Source organism: Clostridia bacterium, assembly GCA_036562685.1.
Taxonomy (GTDB): domain Bacteria; phylum Bacillota; class Clostridia; order Christensenellales; family DUVY01; genus DUVY01.
Genome location: DATCJR010000078.1, coordinates 1 through 16510 on the forward strand (window position 1 = coordinate 1; position 16510 = coordinate 16510).

General features: G+C 34.9%; 19 protein-coding genes and 1 other annotated feature. Of the genes, 4 read left to right on the plus strand and 15 right to left on the minus strand.

What is annotated here, in order from left to right:
- The 8 genes from leuS to rpmG form a co-directional block, all read right to left on the minus strand.
- A partial coding sequence (leuS, locus tag VIL26_03315; GenBank protein ID HEY8389961.1) for a leucine--tRNA ligase occupies positions 1-2116 on the minus strand: 2116 nt, incomplete at its 3' end.
- A 605-nt stretch (positions 2117-2721) separates the two neighbouring features.
- Complete coding sequence (gene rplL / locus VIL26_03320; GenBank protein HEY8389962.1) at positions 2722-3102, minus strand: 50S ribosomal protein L7/L12; 381 nt, start codon at positions 3100-3102, stop codon at positions 2722-2724.
- 27 nt (positions 3103-3129) lie between these two features.
- Positions 3130-3621: a 50S ribosomal protein L10 gene (gene rplJ / locus VIL26_03325; protein ID HEY8389963.1), complete on the minus strand. Its 492-nt coding sequence runs from the start codon at positions 3619-3621 to the stop codon at positions 3130-3132.
- Positions 3622-3634: 13 nt separating this feature from the next.
- Positions 3635-3789, minus strand: a sequence feature (ribosomal protein L10 leader region).
- 7 nt (positions 3790-3796) lie between these two features.
- Positions 3797-4486, minus strand: coding sequence for a 50S ribosomal protein L1 (rplA, locus tag VIL26_03330; protein ID HEY8389964.1), 690 nt, complete (start codon positions 4484-4486; stop codon positions 3797-3799).
- A gap of 13 nt (positions 4487-4499) precedes the next feature.
- Positions 4500-4925, minus strand: coding sequence for a 50S ribosomal protein L11 (gene rplK / locus VIL26_03335; GenBank protein HEY8389965.1), 426 nt, complete (start codon positions 4923-4925; stop codon positions 4500-4502).
- 82 nt (positions 4926-5007) lie between these two features.
- Entirely contained in the window at positions 5008-5544 is a 537-nt protein-coding gene (gene nusG, locus VIL26_03340; GenBank protein ID HEY8389966.1) for a transcription termination/antitermination protein NusG, read from the minus strand.
- Between the two features lie 4 nt (positions 5545-5548).
- The gene (secE, locus tag VIL26_03345) at positions 5549-5758 is read right to left on the minus strand and encodes a preprotein translocase subunit SecE (GenBank protein ID HEY8389967.1); all 210 of its coding nucleotides are present in this window, start codon (positions 5756-5758) and stop codon (positions 5549-5551) included.
- A gap of 17 nt (positions 5759-5775) precedes the next feature.
- Positions 5776-5925, minus strand: a complete 150-nt coding sequence (rpmG, locus tag VIL26_03350) for a 50S ribosomal protein L33 (GenBank protein ID HEY8389968.1) — start codon at positions 5923-5925, stop codon at positions 5776-5778.
- 247 nt (positions 5926-6172) lie between these two features.
- On the opposite strand from rpmG, the gene VIL26_03355 reads away from it, so the two are divergent.
- The gene (locus VIL26_03355) at positions 6173-6868 is read left to right on the plus strand and encodes a hypothetical protein (protein HEY8389969.1); all 696 of its coding nucleotides are present in this window, start codon (positions 6173-6175) and stop codon (positions 6866-6868) included.
- 49 nt (positions 6869-6917) lie between these two features.
- Positions 6918-7343, plus strand: a complete 426-nt coding sequence (locus VIL26_03360) for a hypothetical protein (GenBank protein HEY8389970.1) — start codon at positions 6918-6920, stop codon at positions 7341-7343.
- 67 nt (positions 7344-7410) lie between these two features.
- Here VIL26_03360 and VIL26_03365 read toward each other — a convergent pair whose 3' ends face one another.
- The 5 genes from VIL26_03365 to VIL26_03385 form a co-directional block, all read right to left on the minus strand.
- Positions 7411-7626 carry a DUF1858 domain-containing protein gene (locus tag VIL26_03365; protein HEY8389971.1) on the minus strand — a complete coding sequence of 72 codons (216 nt, stop codon included), beginning with the start codon at positions 7624-7626 and terminating at the stop codon, positions 7411-7413.
- Positions 7627-7715: 89 nt separating this feature from the next.
- Positions 7716-8918 carry a hypothetical protein gene (locus VIL26_03370; protein HEY8389972.1) on the minus strand — a complete coding sequence of 401 codons (1203 nt, stop codon included), beginning with the start codon at positions 8916-8918 and terminating at the stop codon, positions 7716-7718.
- A 1-nt stretch (position 8919) separates the two neighbouring features.
- Positions 8920-10002: an SPFH domain-containing protein gene (locus VIL26_03375; protein ID HEY8389973.1), complete on the minus strand. Its 1083-nt coding sequence runs from the start codon at positions 10000-10002 to the stop codon at positions 8920-8922.
- Positions 10003-10166: 164 nt separating this feature from the next.
- Complete coding sequence (locus VIL26_03380; protein ID HEY8389974.1) at positions 10167-11174, minus strand: AEC family transporter; 1008 nt, start codon at positions 11172-11174, stop codon at positions 10167-10169.
- A gap of 101 nt (positions 11175-11275) precedes the next feature.
- Positions 11276-11953, minus strand: a complete 678-nt coding sequence (locus VIL26_03385; GenBank protein ID HEY8389975.1) for a PHP domain-containing protein — start codon at positions 11951-11953, stop codon at positions 11276-11278.
- A gap of 209 nt (positions 11954-12162) precedes the next feature.
- Here VIL26_03385 and VIL26_03390 point away from each other — a divergent pair, with 209 nt between their 5' ends.
- Together VIL26_03390 and VIL26_03395 are read left to right on the plus strand one after the other, a co-directional pair.
- Positions 12163-12657: a PRC-barrel domain-containing protein gene (locus VIL26_03390; GenBank protein HEY8389976.1), complete on the plus strand. Its 495-nt coding sequence runs from the start codon at positions 12163-12165 to the stop codon at positions 12655-12657.
- Between the two features lie 68 nt (positions 12658-12725).
- Positions 12726-13289, plus strand: coding sequence for a hypothetical protein (locus VIL26_03395; GenBank protein HEY8389977.1), 564 nt, complete (start codon positions 12726-12728; stop codon positions 13287-13289).
- Between the two features lie 121 nt (positions 13290-13410).
- Here VIL26_03395 and VIL26_03400 read toward each other — a convergent pair whose 3' ends face one another.
- Positions 13411-14328: a hypothetical protein gene (locus tag VIL26_03400; GenBank protein HEY8389978.1), complete on the minus strand. Its 918-nt coding sequence runs from the start codon at positions 14326-14328 to the stop codon at positions 13411-13413.
- Between the two features lie 143 nt (positions 14329-14471).
- Positions 14472-16510, minus strand: a 2039-nt coding sequence (locus VIL26_03405; GenBank protein HEY8389979.1) for a 3'-5' exonuclease, incomplete at its 5' end; no start/stop codon positions are given.

A 16510-nucleotide genomic window follows, 5' to 3' on the forward strand; every position in this document is an offset into this window, starting at 1 on the left:
ATGTTATAATCACATTTTTCAAAAATCCTTTATCCGGATTTTGAAGCGAATCGTATTTGTAAATGGCATTTACAAGCTCCATAATTCTTGCCATTGCTGTGTTGAATGCAAATGCTTCAAGGTCAGATCTTACTTCTTTTATAGTATTGTTTAATACAAAATCGACTTCTTTTTCGTCTTCGCCATATCTTGTAGCTGTATCTTGCACTTTTTCATATTTTTGAACAATTCTATCTATACGATCTGAGAAGCGCACCATAGCTTTTATGCCGTCATCGCTCCAAGGACCGCCATCCATATAATTGAATCCAAAGCACAAATAAAGTCTCAAGATATCGGAACCGTATTCTTTGATATATTGGTCAGGATTGATTGTGTTTCCACGGCTTTTTGACATACGATATCCGTCAGGTCCCAAAATAACGCCTTGATGTACCAATGACAAGAACGGTTCGTCAAAGTTAAGATAACCCATATCTCTTAATGCCTTTACTATAAATCTTGAATACAAAAGATGGCCAACAGCATGTTCAGCGCCCCCGACATACTTATCAACGGGCAAGATTTTGTCGGTGTATTCCTTGTTGAATGCTTCTTTATCGTTATGTGCGTTAGGATATCTTAAGAAATACCATGATGAGCAAACAAAAGTATCCAAAGTATCAGGATCTCTTTTTGCATCTCCGCCGCATTTTGGACATTTTACATTGATATAATTTTCATGACTTCTTAACGGTGATTGTCCGTCAGGTCTGAAATTAACATCATAAGGCAGCTCTACAGGCAGCTGATCCTCAGGAACAGGCACATTTCCACATTTTTCACAATGAATAATAGGAATAGGGCATCCCCAAAATCTTTGTCTGCTTACAGACCAGTCGCGCAAACGGTAGTTAACCTTTTGTTCGCCTTTGCCTGTTTTTTCAAGGTGTTCGATAACCTTTATTTTGCCTTCTTCGCTGCTAAGACCGTCAAAAATTCCACTGTTAGTCATTATTCCATAAGCTGTAAAGGGCAGGTCATCAGGCGAACCGTCTGCACTCTTTATTACTCTTGTTATGGGCAGATTATATTTTTTTGCAAAATCAAAATCTCTTTCGTCATGTGCAGGCACTCCCATAACCGCACCTGTACCATAAGTGTACAAAACATAATCTCCAATAAATATAGGAACCTTTTTGTTATCCAAAGGACTTATAGCATAAGCGCCAGTAAATACTCCTGTCTTTTCCTTGGTTGTGGACAGTCTGTCAATTTCACTTGTTCTGGCCGTTTGCTTTTGATATTCTTTAACCTGTTCTCTTTGTTCAGGAGTAGTGATTATATCCACCAAAGGATGTTCAGGTGCAAGCACTACAAAACTTAAACCAGGCAAAGTGTCTGCTCTTGTTGTAAACACTCTAAAAGTATGCCCATCTTCTGTTGTGAACTCGATTTCGCCTCCTACACTTTTGCCTATCCAATTGGTCTGCATAATTTTGGTTTTTTCAGGCCAATCAAGTTTATCTAGGTCTTTCAACAATTCTTCGGCATACTTAGTGATTTTGAAAAACCACTGAGTCATATTTCGTCTTTCTACAATCGAATGGCATCTTTCGCATTCTCCGTTGACTACTTGTTCGTTGGCTATAACTGTATTACATGAAGGACACCAGTTTACCGGTGCATCCTTTTGGTAAGCAAGTCCATGTTTGTATAACTGCAAAAACAGCCATTGAGTCCAGTGATAATATTCTGGATCAGAAGTTTTGATTTCTGCAGACCAGTCTATCATCAAGCCCATTTCTTTTATCTGGCGTTCCATTGTAGCTATATTTTTATAAGTGCTGTCTTTGGGATGAATACCAGTTTTTATTGCATAGTTTTCTGCAGGAAGCCCAAATGAATCAAATCCCATAGGCTGAAAAACTTCATAGCCCTGCATTTTTTTAAATCTTGCATAGGTATCAGAAAGTCCAAAGTTCCACCAATGTCCTATATGCAGGTTAGCACCCGAAGGATAAGAGAACATTTCAAGCATATAGAATTTGCGGTCAATATTTTTGGGATCAAACTTATTAAGTTCATGGTCTTCCCAGTACTTCTGCCATTTTCTTTCTATTTCCAAATGATTCATAAGGAACTCCTTTTTTTGCGTATAAAAAGTAATACAGCAAGAAATATTGCTATTAACCTTTCAATGATACAATAATTTGGGATATATGTCAATTTTAAGGAATTTATTATTTTGTTAATTTGATTTCAATGATACATAATGGTATGGTCAACAAAGCAAAAATAAATTGAGTTATTATAATGGCGTATAGTGTTGGGATATTGTCTGACGGACCTAGTATAAAATGCATACAGCAAAAAAATAAAATCATACTGCCAAAAAGTACATATTTTGATATACATACAAAAACTCTCATTTTTTTTGGCATTGAATAAAAAATTTGAACTAAAATAACTAACAAACAAACTATAAAGATAGTAAATGCTTTAGTAAATACCTGAAATCCAAGCCATATAAGATAATATATAGAAATAACCAAAATTAAAGACGGTAGAATACATAATAATATTATATTCTTGATATTTGCTTTTTCCATTTGATATCCCAAAACTTATTGCTGATGATATAATATCATATTTTTATTATGTTTTTAATATATTTTAAATAAAAAAATCCCCTGATTTTTTTAAAAGTCAGGGGATTATCTTACAAAATCAAAAGTATAATTACTTCAATTCAACAACAGCGCCAGCTTCCTTGAACTTCTTAGCCATTTCTTCAGCTGCTTCTTTGGAAACTGCTTCTTTAATAACGCTAGGAGCCTTATCAACCAAAGCTTTTGCTTCGCCAAGACCAAGGTTAGTGATTTCACGAACAACCTTGATAACTCCAATTTTGTTTGCTCCAACCTCTTTCAATACTACGTTAAATTCGGTCTTTTCTTCAGCTGCAGGAGCTGCTGCGCCAGCTGCTGCACCAGCTGCAGGAGCTGCTGCGAAAGCTGCTGCTGATACGCCAAATTCGGTTTCTAACATTTTAACAAGCTCATTGAGCTCTACTACGGTCAATTCTTTTACTGACTCAACAATTTTATTCAAATCTGCCATAATAATTTATTCTCCTTAAATTTTATTTTATGCTTTTTGCTTTGCAGCCTGGTCAAGCACAATAGCCAGTTTTCTTACGGGCGCGGTCAATACGCCAAGCAATCTTGCGATAAGTTGTTCTTTTCCCGGGATATATGACAATGCTTTTACTTCATCAGCAGTCATAACTTTGCCATCCATATATCCGCCTTTGATTTTGGTGAGATTGAACTTTTCTGAGCTTTCACGTGCAATTCTTGCAGCAGATATTTCATCTGTAAGTGAGAAAGCTATAGCAGTAGGACCTTCAAATACATGGTCAAAGCCCTTAACACCCAATTCTTCAAAGGCACGGGACATAATTGTGTTCTTTATAACCTTATAGGTTACGCCATTTTTGCGGAAGTTGTTACGCATTTCGGTATCTTGAGCGACATTGATGCCTTTAAAATCAACAAAGACAACGGATTTTGATTTGGTAATCAAATCCTTAACTTCAGCAACTTTGGCCTTTTTTGCCTCTAAATTTGCGTTAGCCATTTTTACCTCCTGTTTTATTTTATAAAAAACAGCTCTTTTGCCAAAAGCGAAAGAGCTGTAATTGAGGTCATTTTTTAACAGTATTACAAGCTTTTATCGCCCTCGGCAAGCTCCATAACAGATTTAAGAAAAATCACTTGCTGTCTTTAGGACATTTTTAAGCTGTTATTATATTTTAGTTTATTTTGTAGTTAAGCTTTATGCTAGGTCCCATTGTAGGTGCAATGAAGACGTTTTTAATATAAGTTCCTTTTGCAGAAGCAGGTTTTGCTTTTACAATAGCTTCCATTAACGCATTGAAGTTTTCAATAAGTTTTTGTGCGCCAAAGGATTTCTTTCCGATAATGCAGTGAACAATAGCTGTTTTATCAATACGATATTCAACTACGCGTCCAAGCTTGGTATCAGCTACAACTTTAGCCACATCAAGTGTAACAGTACCTGATTTGGGGTTAGGCATTAAGCCTTTAGGTCCTAGAATTTTAGCAACTCTACCCATTTGACCCATCATGTCAGGAGTAGCGATACATACATCGAAATCAAGCCATCCGCCTTGAATCTTAGCAATTATTTCTTCTGCTCCTACATAATCAGCACCAGCTTTTTCAGCTTCAGTTGCTTTGTCGCCTTTTGCAACAACCAATACCTTAACCTTTTTGCCAGTTCCGTTAGGAAGATTGGTAATACCACGAATTTGCTGGTCAGCTTGTTTAGGGTCAACACCAAGTCTTACGTGCAATTCAACTGATTCGTCAAACTTAGCATTAGCAACCTGAATCAAAGTCTCAAAGCCTTCATTGATTTCGTAGGTTTTGCTGGTATCAACTTTGCTTGCATCTGCAAGATATCTCTTACTTCTTTTCATTGTGCCGCCCTCCTTATTCTTCTACCGTAACGCCCATGCTTCTGGCGGTACCTTTTACCATGCTTATAGCAGCTTCCAAAGATGCAGCATTAAGATCAGGCATTTTCATCTTAGCGATTTCCTCAACCTGTTCTTTAGTAAGGCGTGCAACTTTGTCACGGTTAGGACGAGCTGAACCACTTTCAATTTTAGCAGCTTTCTTAATCAGAACAGCAACTGGAGGAGTTTTTAGAATGAATGAAAAAGAACGGTCAGCATAAATACTGATAACTACAGGAATAATTAATCCTGCTTGAGAAGCAGTTTTTTCGTTAAATTCTTTGGTGAATGCAGGAATGTTAATGCCGTGCGGTCCAAGAGAAGAACCTACAGGAGGTCCCGGAGTCGCTTTTCCTGCCGGCAGCTGTAATTTGACTACAGCAGTCAGTTTCTTAGCCATAATTTCTCCTTAAAAAATATTTTTATATTTTTTAATCGTGGTGATAACGGCAAATATTAATTTGCCTCCCAGATAAAAATATCTAATCTAATTTTGCGATTTGAGTTATATCCAATTCAACGGGAGTAATTCTTTCAAACATATTGACATTTACTCTGCATTTTGAATTGTGAATATCAATTTCTACAATATCGCCTATAAAGTCAGCCAAAGGACCGTCAATAATGCGTATTTTGTCTCCAACGGAAAAGTCAACATTAACAGTGACTTTTTCTAGTTTCATACGACGAATTTCATCATCGGTCAAAGGCATAGGTTTTCCTTGCGGACCAACGAAACTAATAACTCCGCGTGTGCTCGTAATCATATGCCACATATCATTGGTATAACGCATTTTGAGCATGACATAACAGGGGAACTTTTTACGGGAAACAATTTTGCGCTTTCCGTTTTTTTCCTCAATTACATCTTCCATTGGAATTTGAATGTCCAAAATACGGTCTTGAAGATTGTTTTTTTCAATCAACTTTTCAAGACTATCTTTGACAATATTCTCATAACCAGTATAGGTATAAACAATATACCACTGGGGTTCCATCTTTGCTACTTCTTCGTTCATTGCCTTATACCAAGTATTCTAACAAGAGCTTGTATGCCTGAGACAATCCAAGATCTATAAGCCACACGGCAACAATAAAAAAGCCGACAACAGCAAAAACAACGCCTGTTTGTTTTAGAACAGTAGCAGGCTTTGCCCAGATGACTTTTTTGAGCTCACTGCCCATTTCTTTAAACCATCTGCTGATTCTGCCTTTTTTCTTTTCGTTAGCCATAAAACTATCCCCTTGTATTATTTTGTTTCTTTATGCAGGGTATGCTTTTTGCAAAATCTGCAGTACTTTTTCAGTTCAATACGGTTAGGGTCATTCTTTTTGTTTTTAAAAGTGTCATAATTGCGTTGCTTGCATTCTGTACAAGCCAATGTAATTTTGTCCTGCATTATGTTTTCCTTCTTTATTAATTACTTTTTTAGGTAAAATGCATTGTGAAAAATAACACCCAAAGGGTGCTTTATATAATTTAGCACAAGCTGTTTATGATGTCAAGGATTTTGATAAGACAAAAAAGCTTTAAGTTTTTGGCTTAAATGTAGTTTGTGTCTTTAGTATTATAATACAAATTGTTAGATTTTACAATTGATATCTAAAACAAACACACAAAAAAAGTTTGGTGCATAATAATATGATATGAGAAAATGCAGATGTTGTCGCCGAAGCAGACGGCGGCGAAATCAAGTAAGATGTTATGTGTTCATATCTAGTACTAATGTTCCAGTAAGAGGGGCGATAGTGTCATGCACATTTTGTGACTCTAGACGCATAATATACAGAAGAACTGATGTATTTGGAACCTGTGTATTCAATCTACCTGATGGAGATTTTTTGTTTAGATGCGACTGTGTTCCTAATTTTTTGTCTCCGTCACAGGAAGATTTTTGCGTAACGCTTGGTTGTTTTAGATGTGAAGCGGATTTGTTATTTCCTGCCACATTTTTAGGGACAAATGCAATTAATCAATTGCCTTTAACAAATACACAGCTTATCAACAATCAACAGTCGTCAATAAATAACATTTCAGGATTAATCAATAATACAACATCCAATTCGACTATAACCAATACATATATACCGCCTGTTGATTCACAAACAAATAATACATCTACAGGTAGTTTAATTTCTGATGCATCCACTATCACGGCACCGCCTGTTCAAAATCAAACAGAAAGCCTTGATCTAAGTACGATGCAAACAATGGCAAAAGTAAAACAATATGGCTCGAGCACTTCAGGACTATCAAAATTAAGCAAAACCAGTCAAAGTCAAATACATGCAAAGCCAGTAGAACATTACATAAACCCTCAAAACCGCACATACAAAGGGTAAAAAATTATTTGCTCTGTACATATCAATAAAAAAGGAGCAAATATAAGATATGAGTTACGATTACGATGATTTTGATTTTGAAATGAAAAATCAAAAAGGGTATGATGATAAAGAATACGGCTATGATAAAAAATACGACTATGACGACAAATATGACCCTTGCAAAGACAAACATTTTGATCCATGCCGTCCTAAACCCAAGCCTGATTGCTTCTGCTGCTGCAAAAAAGATGACAGATGGGGCTACGAAGACGACAAGAAAGACGACAAGAAAGACGACAAATTTGATGACAAAAAAGACAAATGGGAAGACAAGAAAGACGATAAATGCGACAAAAAAGACGACAAGTGCGATAAAAAGGATGACAAGTGCGATAAAAAGGATGACAAGAGAGACGATAAATGCGATAAGAAGGACGATGATAAATGCAGAAAATGCTGCTGTTTCTTAAGCTTTTTCCGTTGCATTCGATAATTGAAAAAAAGACCCGGAATTATTAATCCGGGTCAACTTACATAAAACGGCTAAGGTGTATGTAAAACTATTCTTCGTCGTTAGCTTTATCCTCAAAATAATTATTGAGTTCTTCCACTAACAAATCAACATCAATTCCATGAGCAGCTGAAGCTTGTTCCAAAGTTTCACCGCTTGAAATAGGACAACCTAAGCAGTGCATTCCAAATCCATAGAAGATAGGAGCGCAGCCGCTGTCCTTTTTTATTATTTCATATATAGTCATATCCTTAGTGATAGTCATGTTGATAACTCCTTATAAAAAATTTTCTTTATTATATCATATAACCGATAAAAGTAATATTACTTAGTCACACAAAAAGCGCTATCAAATTAGATTATTTGCAAAAAGTCCAATAAAAATGTAACCAAAGCCAGGCCGCTTAATAGCCCTAGTATAAAGCCTACAACCTTAGGAACAGAAACGGGTGCCTTGCCTACGGTCTTTCCACTTGAGCCGTTAATATATGTGTAATAAGGTTTTTGCTTGAAAACATGAAGCGTTACATAAATAGGAAGCAAAACATATTTAAATGTCTTGTCGTTATATTGCGTTGTTATATCAAGACTGCTGACCACATCGCAATGCAATGATGCGATTATTCCAGACCTTATACTGTTATTAATTACATTAAGAGCTTCTGCCCAACCTGCATTTAGTGATTTTTTATAATGTTCTGCTGTGTAGCCGGCTAGATACTGTCTTTTATATTCAACACTGTCTTTTGTGTTGAAAGGTTTTAGCTTATTAAAAGTTCTGTCATCTATATGTCTGCTTGAATTGATGTTAATATCATCAAATATTGCTTCATGATGTCCGCTGACTTTTCTGTAACGGACTCTTCTTTCTGTATGACGGTTTTTGCCTGAACCTACTGTCACATAATAATAGTCGCCGACAACGCCGCGATAAAATGACGAAGTTTTGGTGTCATAAGTCCAGCTAGGGGAATAAATTCCTTTGAAATTATCATCTATATGACTTTTTCTAAAAGCAGTGGGTGCAAATATTTTGCCCTTAATCCATTTCTGATAGCATTCTTTAGCTTCAGACTTAGTTAATCTAAAAGGCAGTACTGCGTTAGGTCGTATTCCTTCTATATCTTCAATACGGGTTATACTTGGTGATTTACAAAAAGGACATTCTTTTGCAAATTCATCCTTATCAAATACAAATTCTGCGCCGCAGCTATCGCAATGGCTTACGCGTGTTTCGTCATTCCATTTAACAGCTTTATCCAGAGAAAAATCCAGCACTCTTTCAACGCTTTTTTGAGACGCTATTTCATATTCGCTGTTGCAATATTGACAATAGAGCTTTTGAGTTTTAGGATTAAATATGACAGATGCCCCGCAATTAGGGCATTTGTCCTGTTCTACATCAAGTACAAGTTTTGTTTCGCCGCCATAGTTTTCATATACTTTTTTAGTCGGCTCATCTACATAATTGACAACTTTTTCTTCAGATGATGAAGAAGAATTGCTTTTTTCTCTGGCTTTTTTTATTTCGTCTGCAAGATTATAAAATCTTTTCATATCAGAGTTTCTTTCCACATTCTGCGCAGAATTTTGCTTGAGGCTTATTGGCCTTTCCGCAAGAAGGACAATATTTTGTAGCATTTACAGGTGTTATTTTTGCACCGCATTCAGGGCAGAATTTGGCATTTGCATTGATATTTGCATTGCAAGAAGGACAAACCATTGTAGGTACAGCGCCTACAGGTGCAGCAGGGGTAGCTTGCGCATTAGCATTTTGACCAGATAAAGCGCTTCCAAAAACATTGCCTACAGCCCAGCCAGCACCCATTTGCATAGCAGTTCCAGCCATATTCATTCCGCTACCTTTATGAGCATTTTCTGCGATAGTCTTCATAGAATCAGCAGCCGCAAATTGAGTATATTCTTGAGCATTGCCCAAAATGTTCATTCTTGTTCTCTCGTTGAGAGCTTTTGTGCTTTCTTCTGTCAAAGATAGATTTTCAACAACAAGGTTAACTAATGTTATACCCATTTTGTTGAAATCAGCCTGAACAATTTCTGCTGCTTTATCACCAATTGCTGAATATTTCATTGCCAAGTCAAGCGCAGGGATGTTGGAAGCTGCAACTGCTTCAGAAATACCACTTACTATGGTACGTTTGAGTTGTTCCATTAGGTTATCAACTTTATATAGTGCAGCAGAACCCAAGAGTTCTCTTAAGAAGACAGCAGCATCTGATACCTTAAATGAAAATACGCCATAGCCTCTGAATTGAACAACGCCAAAATCCTGATCTCTCATCATTACAGGATTGCCTGTTCCCCATTTTTGATTGATAAATTGCTTAGTATTGATAAAATATACATCACAAACAAACGGAGAATTAAAATCATATTTCCAAGATCTTAACTTGGTAAGAATAGGCATATTACCGGTATTTAATTTATATCTTCCGGGTTCAAAAACGTCGGCAATTTTGCCGCTGCTAACCAAAATAGCCACCTGAGATTCTCTTACTATAAGCTGAGAACCCATCATTATTTCTGTTTTAGGCGGTATTGGATATTTATATGCCATTGTGTCATGAGTGTTATCTTCCCATTCAATGACCTTCAACAATTGGTTTTTTAAGAATCCCATATCAATCTCCTTAATTTTCGTTACAGCAAAAGTATAGCATAACGTCAAAACCAATACAATAATATTATCGAATTTTAATAAAGTCTTAATATTTCTAATCTAATTAATATAAAAATATTAATAATTGCTAAATAAAATGCTTTTTTGTCCAAAATTAATAAAAATTAAACAAGACCAATGGCCTTTATTGTCATAATTAATAAAGGAACGCTTATTACAGATAATAAAGTTGCAGTAATAAAAATTCTGGTTGAATCGACTCTGGCTCTGCCTGTTTTTTCTGCAAAAGTTACAAGCAATGATGCGGGCGGCATACCCATAAGTATGACAGGAACTGCAAGACATAATAGTCCCAATGATGAATTTGAAAAATACGGTATTAATCTTAACAGTATAGCAAGGCCTATCATTAAAGCGGGAGCAATTATAAGTCTTACAAAGCTGCCTATATAATTACCTATTCCTTTAATTGCGTTTAATAATCCTATGTCGGCAAGTCGAATTCCTACAACTATCATAGAAATTGGTGCAGACATATTGGCAAGAAGATTAATAGAATTTTCTATAGGCGTTCCGCTTATTATGTTAATGCTCGGGAAGAAAAATAATGGAAAGCTTATTACAAGCGGAACTATGGCTGGATTAATAAATGCCTTTTTGAAACTGATAGCTTTTTTGTCTTTGGTAAGGATATAAATGCCCAAAGTCCACATCAGAATATTAAAACTAATATTATACATAATCGCAAACAGCATAGCTTCTGAACTATTGGTCAGCATTTTTATAAAAGGCAAACCCAAAAAGCCGCAGTTAGTAAAAACGGAAGCAAAGGTATAGGCAGATGCGCTTTCTATATTCTTCCATTTGAAAAATATTAGCTTAGCCAAAGCAAAAACTGCTATATGTCCGAAAAACGAAATCAAAAAGCACAAACCCATAAGGATGACGATATTGGCAGAAGGACTGTCTTGATCTAAAAACGGAGTTATAGACAGTAAAGGCTGACAAATATACAAAAGTATGGAAACCATTCCCGCAACAGCACCATCTGTAAACAGCTTAAGCTTTCTTAAAATATAACCTGGTATTATCAACGCCAAAAGAGACGCCATTATCAGTAAAACATTAGAAAACAACTTAGTATTATGGTGCGTTTTTTTATAACACGCCATCCTCCATTTCTTCTTTAGTATATTTTATTTATTTCTCAAAAAAATAACAAAGGTTTTGTAGTAATTTAGATAAAAATCAAAAGTTTTTAATATTAAAAAAATCAATAATTATCACTCATGAAAATTTTAGGCTGATTATTTAATAAATATTGAGCAAGCTGTTTTTCAGTTTCAATATCCTCGGGGATATAAATGCCCGCTTTTCCTTCATCTCCAATATTGTGGAAATCTCCGCCAGCACTCATTTTGAGATTATTCTTTTTAGCAAAATTAACAGATCTTTGGTAAACTTCTTTTGAATGATGACAGCCATTATAAACTTCTATTCCGTGCATAAATCTAGGAAGCCCCAAAGTACATCCATTTCTAAAAGGATGCGCTTGAAAAATTACCCAATTATATTTATTGGCAAGGTCAAATAATTGAGCTTGAGTATAAGTATAAAGATCTGGATTTTGTAAAACGCCTTCCTGTATATCGCCAAAGATCAAATAATCTTGCCATTGATATCTAGCTAAAGTTACTTCCATACTCAAAAAAGCTTTTAGTCCCTGCTTTTTTGCCTCTGAAACTAATAAGTTGGACAAATTTAAAAAGTTTTTAGCCTTTTCCAAAGAATTTTGTCCTTCAATTAAACTAAAAGCGTATGCTGAATAATGGTTGGTTACGGCTATTGCATTGTAGCCTTTTTGTATGTAAAGCGAAGGAATTTCAGGAGCAGTAACTCTTGCGCAAGGACTTACCTCGCAGTTATGCAAATGAGTTTCTAATAATAACATAATTACACCTGTTAGTTTTTCTGTTTCTTAATATAGACTTATATTTCATTTATGTCAATGATAATATTTTGCTTTTAGTAATTAATCTACATAACTATTCGCCAAATTAACGCTATATATTACAAAAAAGTGCAGATAATCTTATCAATAAAATATTATACATATATATGTTTATACTATTATTATGTCATTTTTATAAGGGAGTAATTATGGAAAGCTTGAGAGGGATTCTTAATAAACCGCTGATTAATATTCAAAACGGCAAAATGCATTATATTAAGAATGCCGTATTTGATTCATCAATGTCGTATATTCAACTTCTGGTTTTGACTGACAAATTTTCGGTAGGAAAAGAGTACGTTATTAAAATTTCAGACATAAAAGCGGTTGGACCTGACGCATTAGTAGCCAATGGTCCGGTTATGGATAGCGAAACATTCAAAGGCAATATTTATCAATTATTGGGTGCAGATATATACAACCAAGTAGGAGTAAAGCTTGGCGTTTTAAAAGATATTTATCTTAATGATTTTAAAGTATCATATATCTTGATGAATGAGAGTGAAATGATTTATCCAAGCAATATTATAAGCAGCGGAAATCGTCTACTTATTACTGATATTCCCCAAAAGCTGCAAGTAAAAAAAAACCTAGCAGAAACACAACATCAAAATCCAGATTACCAAATAGAAGCACAAGAGTAAAAACTGATAAAAATATAAATTCTCAAGGATTTTTATCTGACAATGTCAATAAGGCGGAGGATATTATTGTGGCTTCGGAAAAGGAAGACAAAAAAGAGGAAAAAATTAACACTCAAGAAATAAAAATACTGCAATCTGAAAATAATATAACAACAAAAGATAATATTGAGAAAGAAGAACAGGAAGACAACATGCAAATAACCCAAGAAACTGTTTTGGAAAATGCTGTGGTGATGCCGCCAGAACACAATAAAATAGAACAAACAGTAATACAAAATAATGAAAATATTATTAATGATGATGAAGACCAAATAGCCGTTATAAAAAAGAATTCGTCATATCCACTATCTATTTCAAACAAAGCAGTTCAAGCAGAATTCGGACAAATGGTTGATGAACCAGAAAATCAAGAGATTATTCAACAAGATCCAAAGTCTTCGATTTCAAAGCCGGTACCAGCAAAAATAATTGCAGATTATGTGTTTTTGTTAGGAAGACTTACAACACAGTCAATTACAGACATTGAAGGGAATACAATAATACCAAAAAATACATTGATAACGGCCAATATTGTTTTGAAAGCTTTTGAAAACGGCAAACTTTTGGAACTGACTAAATATTCAAAATCATAAAAGGTTACAAATGACACGCAGAGAAATTTTGATACACAATTCAAAAAAAACACATAGAAGAAAACAGCAAAATCAAAGAAGAGTAACAGGCAAAATAAAACAAACCAATAATTAAGCTAATTTATTTTTGGGATTCAGAAATAGCCTTTAATAGATAATTCATTGCACGGTTTAATCGTTGCTGACGTTCAGGTAGCTGGTTTTCGGGCTTTACTTTTTCTTTTTGTAAGGCGGCAGCAAGTTGTCTTAAAGTTGAAGCCGGAGCTTTAGCCTTTATCGCTCCGTCAATTCTTAATAGCAGATTTTGAGTTTCTATACCCATCGCTTTATGCGGAGCAACCCTTAAAACAGCAGACGGGTTTTGTGTGGAAATTGTATTTTGAACCTGATTTAATTTTTCAGGTGAATTTTTTATTTCTTCTAAAATCATTCTTTGTTCTTCAGGAACGGTTACGCCAGAGGGTATCAAAAATTCTTTGGACTTTTTGTTAAGAGCCAATACCAGCTTTTCATGAGTAAGCAAAGTTGCATTCAAAGAAGCTCTTTCCATAATTACTAAAATAGCTGCAAAAAAACATCCAACTGCTATCATCATTACAGCATTTCTTTTTGCACTCAAAGTCTCTTCAAACCCAAAGATTATCGAAGCAAATATAATAGAAAGCAGCATCAAAGTAATTGCAAAGCAATTATTCCAAGAAGTTCTTGTGGGTATTTGAAGACATTCGCTTATGGACAAATAATCGCTAGGTTTTCCACGGCGTTCTTTTCTAAAACGATGCCATAACGATCTTGTTGTATAAGGCATTTTTTTCATTTCAATATTGATAGCTTCTTCGGTAACGCCCTTTTGGATTGCTTTCATGACTATTTTTGCGGTTGCACGGTAAGCAGAAGCATAATTTGCCGCAAAAAACAAAATGATTGCAAGGCAAAACAATATGATCAAAACATCCAACAATATAAAAAATATCTTGTTGAGCGCATTAGTTCCAAGGAACTTTTGCAGCCATACATAAAAACTATCAACAACAGTCATAAAAAATACCGTGAGAGAAAAATTGTCAAAAAAGAACTAGCTTAGAATAATTATTATTTCACATTATATATCTATTTATAATTATACCACATTATATATTTGCCAAGATATATTTGTCAAAGATTTTTTGATACACTCTTTGTTTAGATATATATTTCGCTGTCAAGTTCAAACGAATATATTATCTTAGAAATTACTTGTTCTTTAAGAATGCTTTCACATGCCTTAGCGTAAATGTCAAGCTGATTATGATAAATATCCTTTAGATGTTGTTTGTCGCCTTTTGTGGTTTTGTAATCTACGACTATAATGCCTTCGTCAGTGAATATCAAAAGGTCTATTATACCTTGAACTAAGACTTTTTGATTGCCTTTGAGGCCTAGCATATCGGGCGAAACATAAAATAAAAAATCTCTTTCTCTGTAGTATTTGTTTTGTCTTGCTATATCTAAGACTTTGGATTGCAATGCAAGCAATATTTTTTTAGGGTCAATAAGTTTTTCATACTCTTGAGGTAATAGATTATTTTCTTTTAGCCTTTTTATTTCAGAATTGACCTGTTCAATGGTTAATGTATTTAAGTCAATATATTTCATTACACAGTGATATGCGTTGCCGCGTTCAATGCCGCCCGAAGAATTATCCGACATAACCCAATCAATAGGGGGAGCATTAATGTCAAGTTCTTGATTGTTAAGTTCGGTTACGGTGTATTTTGCATTAAGCCCGTCTGGTTTATAAATCCTAGTAAAGTTTTGCTTGATATTGTTAGCCAAATCCAAATCGACAGAAGACAAGGCAGGCAATGAGAAGTTTTTGTAATCGACAGGATCGCTTGCTTGTATAATGTTTAGTTTGTAGCAAGGTGCTAGCTTGATTAACTCTGTTGGGTCAATATCAAATACATTATTATTGCTTTTATCTCTTCCAAGTACAGCCAAAATCCAACTCAAATAATTGGAGCCTCGCAAAATTTCAAAAGGTTCAAGACCGATTAATGAGTATTTGTGAGATATGGTTCCTGTCAACACGAGATGATATTTTGCTCGAGTTAAGGCAACGTACAAAATACGCATTTCTTCTTCAATTTCTTTCTTTTGACTCAAAAATTTAATCGCACTCCAATCCTTAGAAACTGAAATAAAACGAGATTCTAAGTCATAGTTCTTAAGCCCAAGTTTTACTTCCTGGTCTATTAATATTTCATCTGAAGAATGATTGAATTTGCGTCCCAGTCCGCATACAAAGACAACAGGAAATTCCAAGCCTTTGGATTGATGAATAGTCATAATGCGTATTGCATGAGGGCTGTCTGGATGCGGCATTTGAATGTCGGGAGATATAAGACCATTATCTATATAGTCTAAAAACTCGTTAACGGTATTATATTTTTCTGCCAAATTTATTAGCAATTCAACATATTCATAATCTGCGTTTTCAAAGTTTTGCATTAAGTATTCTTGATAATGATACGTCGTGACAATATATATAATAAGTTCTTTTACGCTATGGCAGGCTGCGTATTTTATATCGTTTTCAAGATTTTGAAAAAAGGTGTTGAGCTTTTTTGATACTTCATCGTTTTGATGTTTTTTGTATTTCAAAACAGCATTATAAAAAAACTCGTCAAGCTCGTATTGCTTGCGGATTTTATATAATTCGTTTTCGTCCAGATTTCCAAAAGTTCTCAAGGCCCCAGCAAGCGCGATATCCTGATAGCAGTTATCAATGATTTTTATATAATCCAAAAGCATCAATATTTCGGTCCGATCAAGTAACTCTGTTTCTATATTGCTGATAACAGGATAGACTTTGGAAATTTCATTGATAATTTCAAAAGATTTATTTTTTAGCGATCTAAAAAGTATTACAATATCGCCAAAATCAGGCGGAGCGATTATCTTCTTTCCATTACATTCTTTTTGTATTCTGCCGTCTTGTCTTATCCTTGCTATTTCGTTAATGATAATATCCGCTTCCGCCTTGGCATCAGTAATGACTGATGTAAACTTATGGTTTTTTACGCTGTATATTTCTGTGGGCTCTGCTTTTTCCGCTTTGGGCATTTGAGCTATTACAACATTGACAGCAGGATAATTGCATTCTATGTCAGAATTATTTGAATTAAATCTTGCGTCTTTATCATAATCCACAGCACCCAATTTTTTGGTCATTATTCTTG

What these genes read in the sequence shown, in the direction of transcription:
- rplL (HEY8389962.1), bottom strand. Translation starts at nt 3,102, where the DNA reads ATGGCAGATTTGAATAAAATTGTTGAGTCAGTAAAAGAATTGACCGTA.
- rplJ (HEY8389963.1), bottom strand. Translation starts at nt 3,621, where the DNA reads ATGGCTAACGCAAATTTAGAGGCAAAAAAGGCCAAAGTTGCTGAAGTT.
- rplA (HEY8389964.1), bottom strand. Translation starts at nt 4,486, where the DNA reads ATGAAAAGAAGTAAGAGATATCTTGCAGATGCAAGCAAAGTTGATACC.
- rplK (HEY8389965.1), bottom strand. Translation starts at nt 4,925, where the DNA reads ATGGCTAAGAAACTGACTGCTGTAGTCAAATTACAGCTGCCGGCAGGA.
- nusG (HEY8389966.1), bottom strand. Translation starts at nt 5,544, where the DNA reads ATGAACGAAGAAGTAGCAAAGATGGAACCCCAGTGGTATATTGTTTAT.
- secE (HEY8389967.1), bottom strand. Translation starts at nt 5,758, where the DNA reads ATGGCTAACGAAAAGAAAAAAGGCAGAATCAGCAGATGGTTTAAAGAA.
- rpmG (HEY8389968.1), bottom strand. Translation starts at nt 5,925, where the DNA reads ATGCAGGACAAAATTACATTGGCTTGTACAGAATGCAAGCAACGCAAT.
- VIL26_03355 (HEY8389969.1), top strand. Translation starts at nt 6,173, where the DNA reads ATGAGAAAATGCAGATGTTGTCGCCGAAGCAGACGGCGGCGAAATCAA.
- VIL26_03360 (HEY8389970.1), top strand. Translation starts at nt 6,918, where the DNA reads ATGAGTTACGATTACGATGATTTTGATTTTGAAATGAAAAATCAAAAA.
- VIL26_03365 (HEY8389971.1), bottom strand. Translation starts at nt 7,626, where the DNA reads ATGACTATCACTAAGGATATGACTATATATGAAATAATAAAAAAGGAC.
- VIL26_03370 (HEY8389972.1), bottom strand. Translation starts at nt 8,918, where the DNA reads ATGAAAAGATTTTATAATCTTGCAGACGAAATAAAAAAAGCCAGAGAA.
- VIL26_03375 (HEY8389973.1), bottom strand. Translation starts at nt 10,002, where the DNA reads ATGGGATTCTTAAAAAACCAATTGTTGAAGGTCATTGAATGGGAAGAT.
- VIL26_03380 (HEY8389974.1), bottom strand. Translation starts at nt 11,174, where the DNA reads ATGGCGTGTTATAAAAAAACGCACCATAATACTAAGTTGTTTTCTAAT.
- VIL26_03385 (HEY8389975.1), bottom strand. Translation starts at nt 11,953, where the DNA reads ATGTTATTATTAGAAACTCATTTGCATAACTGCGAGGTAAGTCCTTGC.
- VIL26_03390 (HEY8389976.1), top strand. Translation starts at nt 12,163, where the DNA reads ATGGAAAGCTTGAGAGGGATTCTTAATAAACCGCTGATTAATATTCAA.
- VIL26_03400 (HEY8389978.1), bottom strand. Translation starts at nt 14,328, where the DNA reads ATGACTGTTGTTGATAGTTTTTATGTATGGCTGCAAAAGTTCCTTGGA.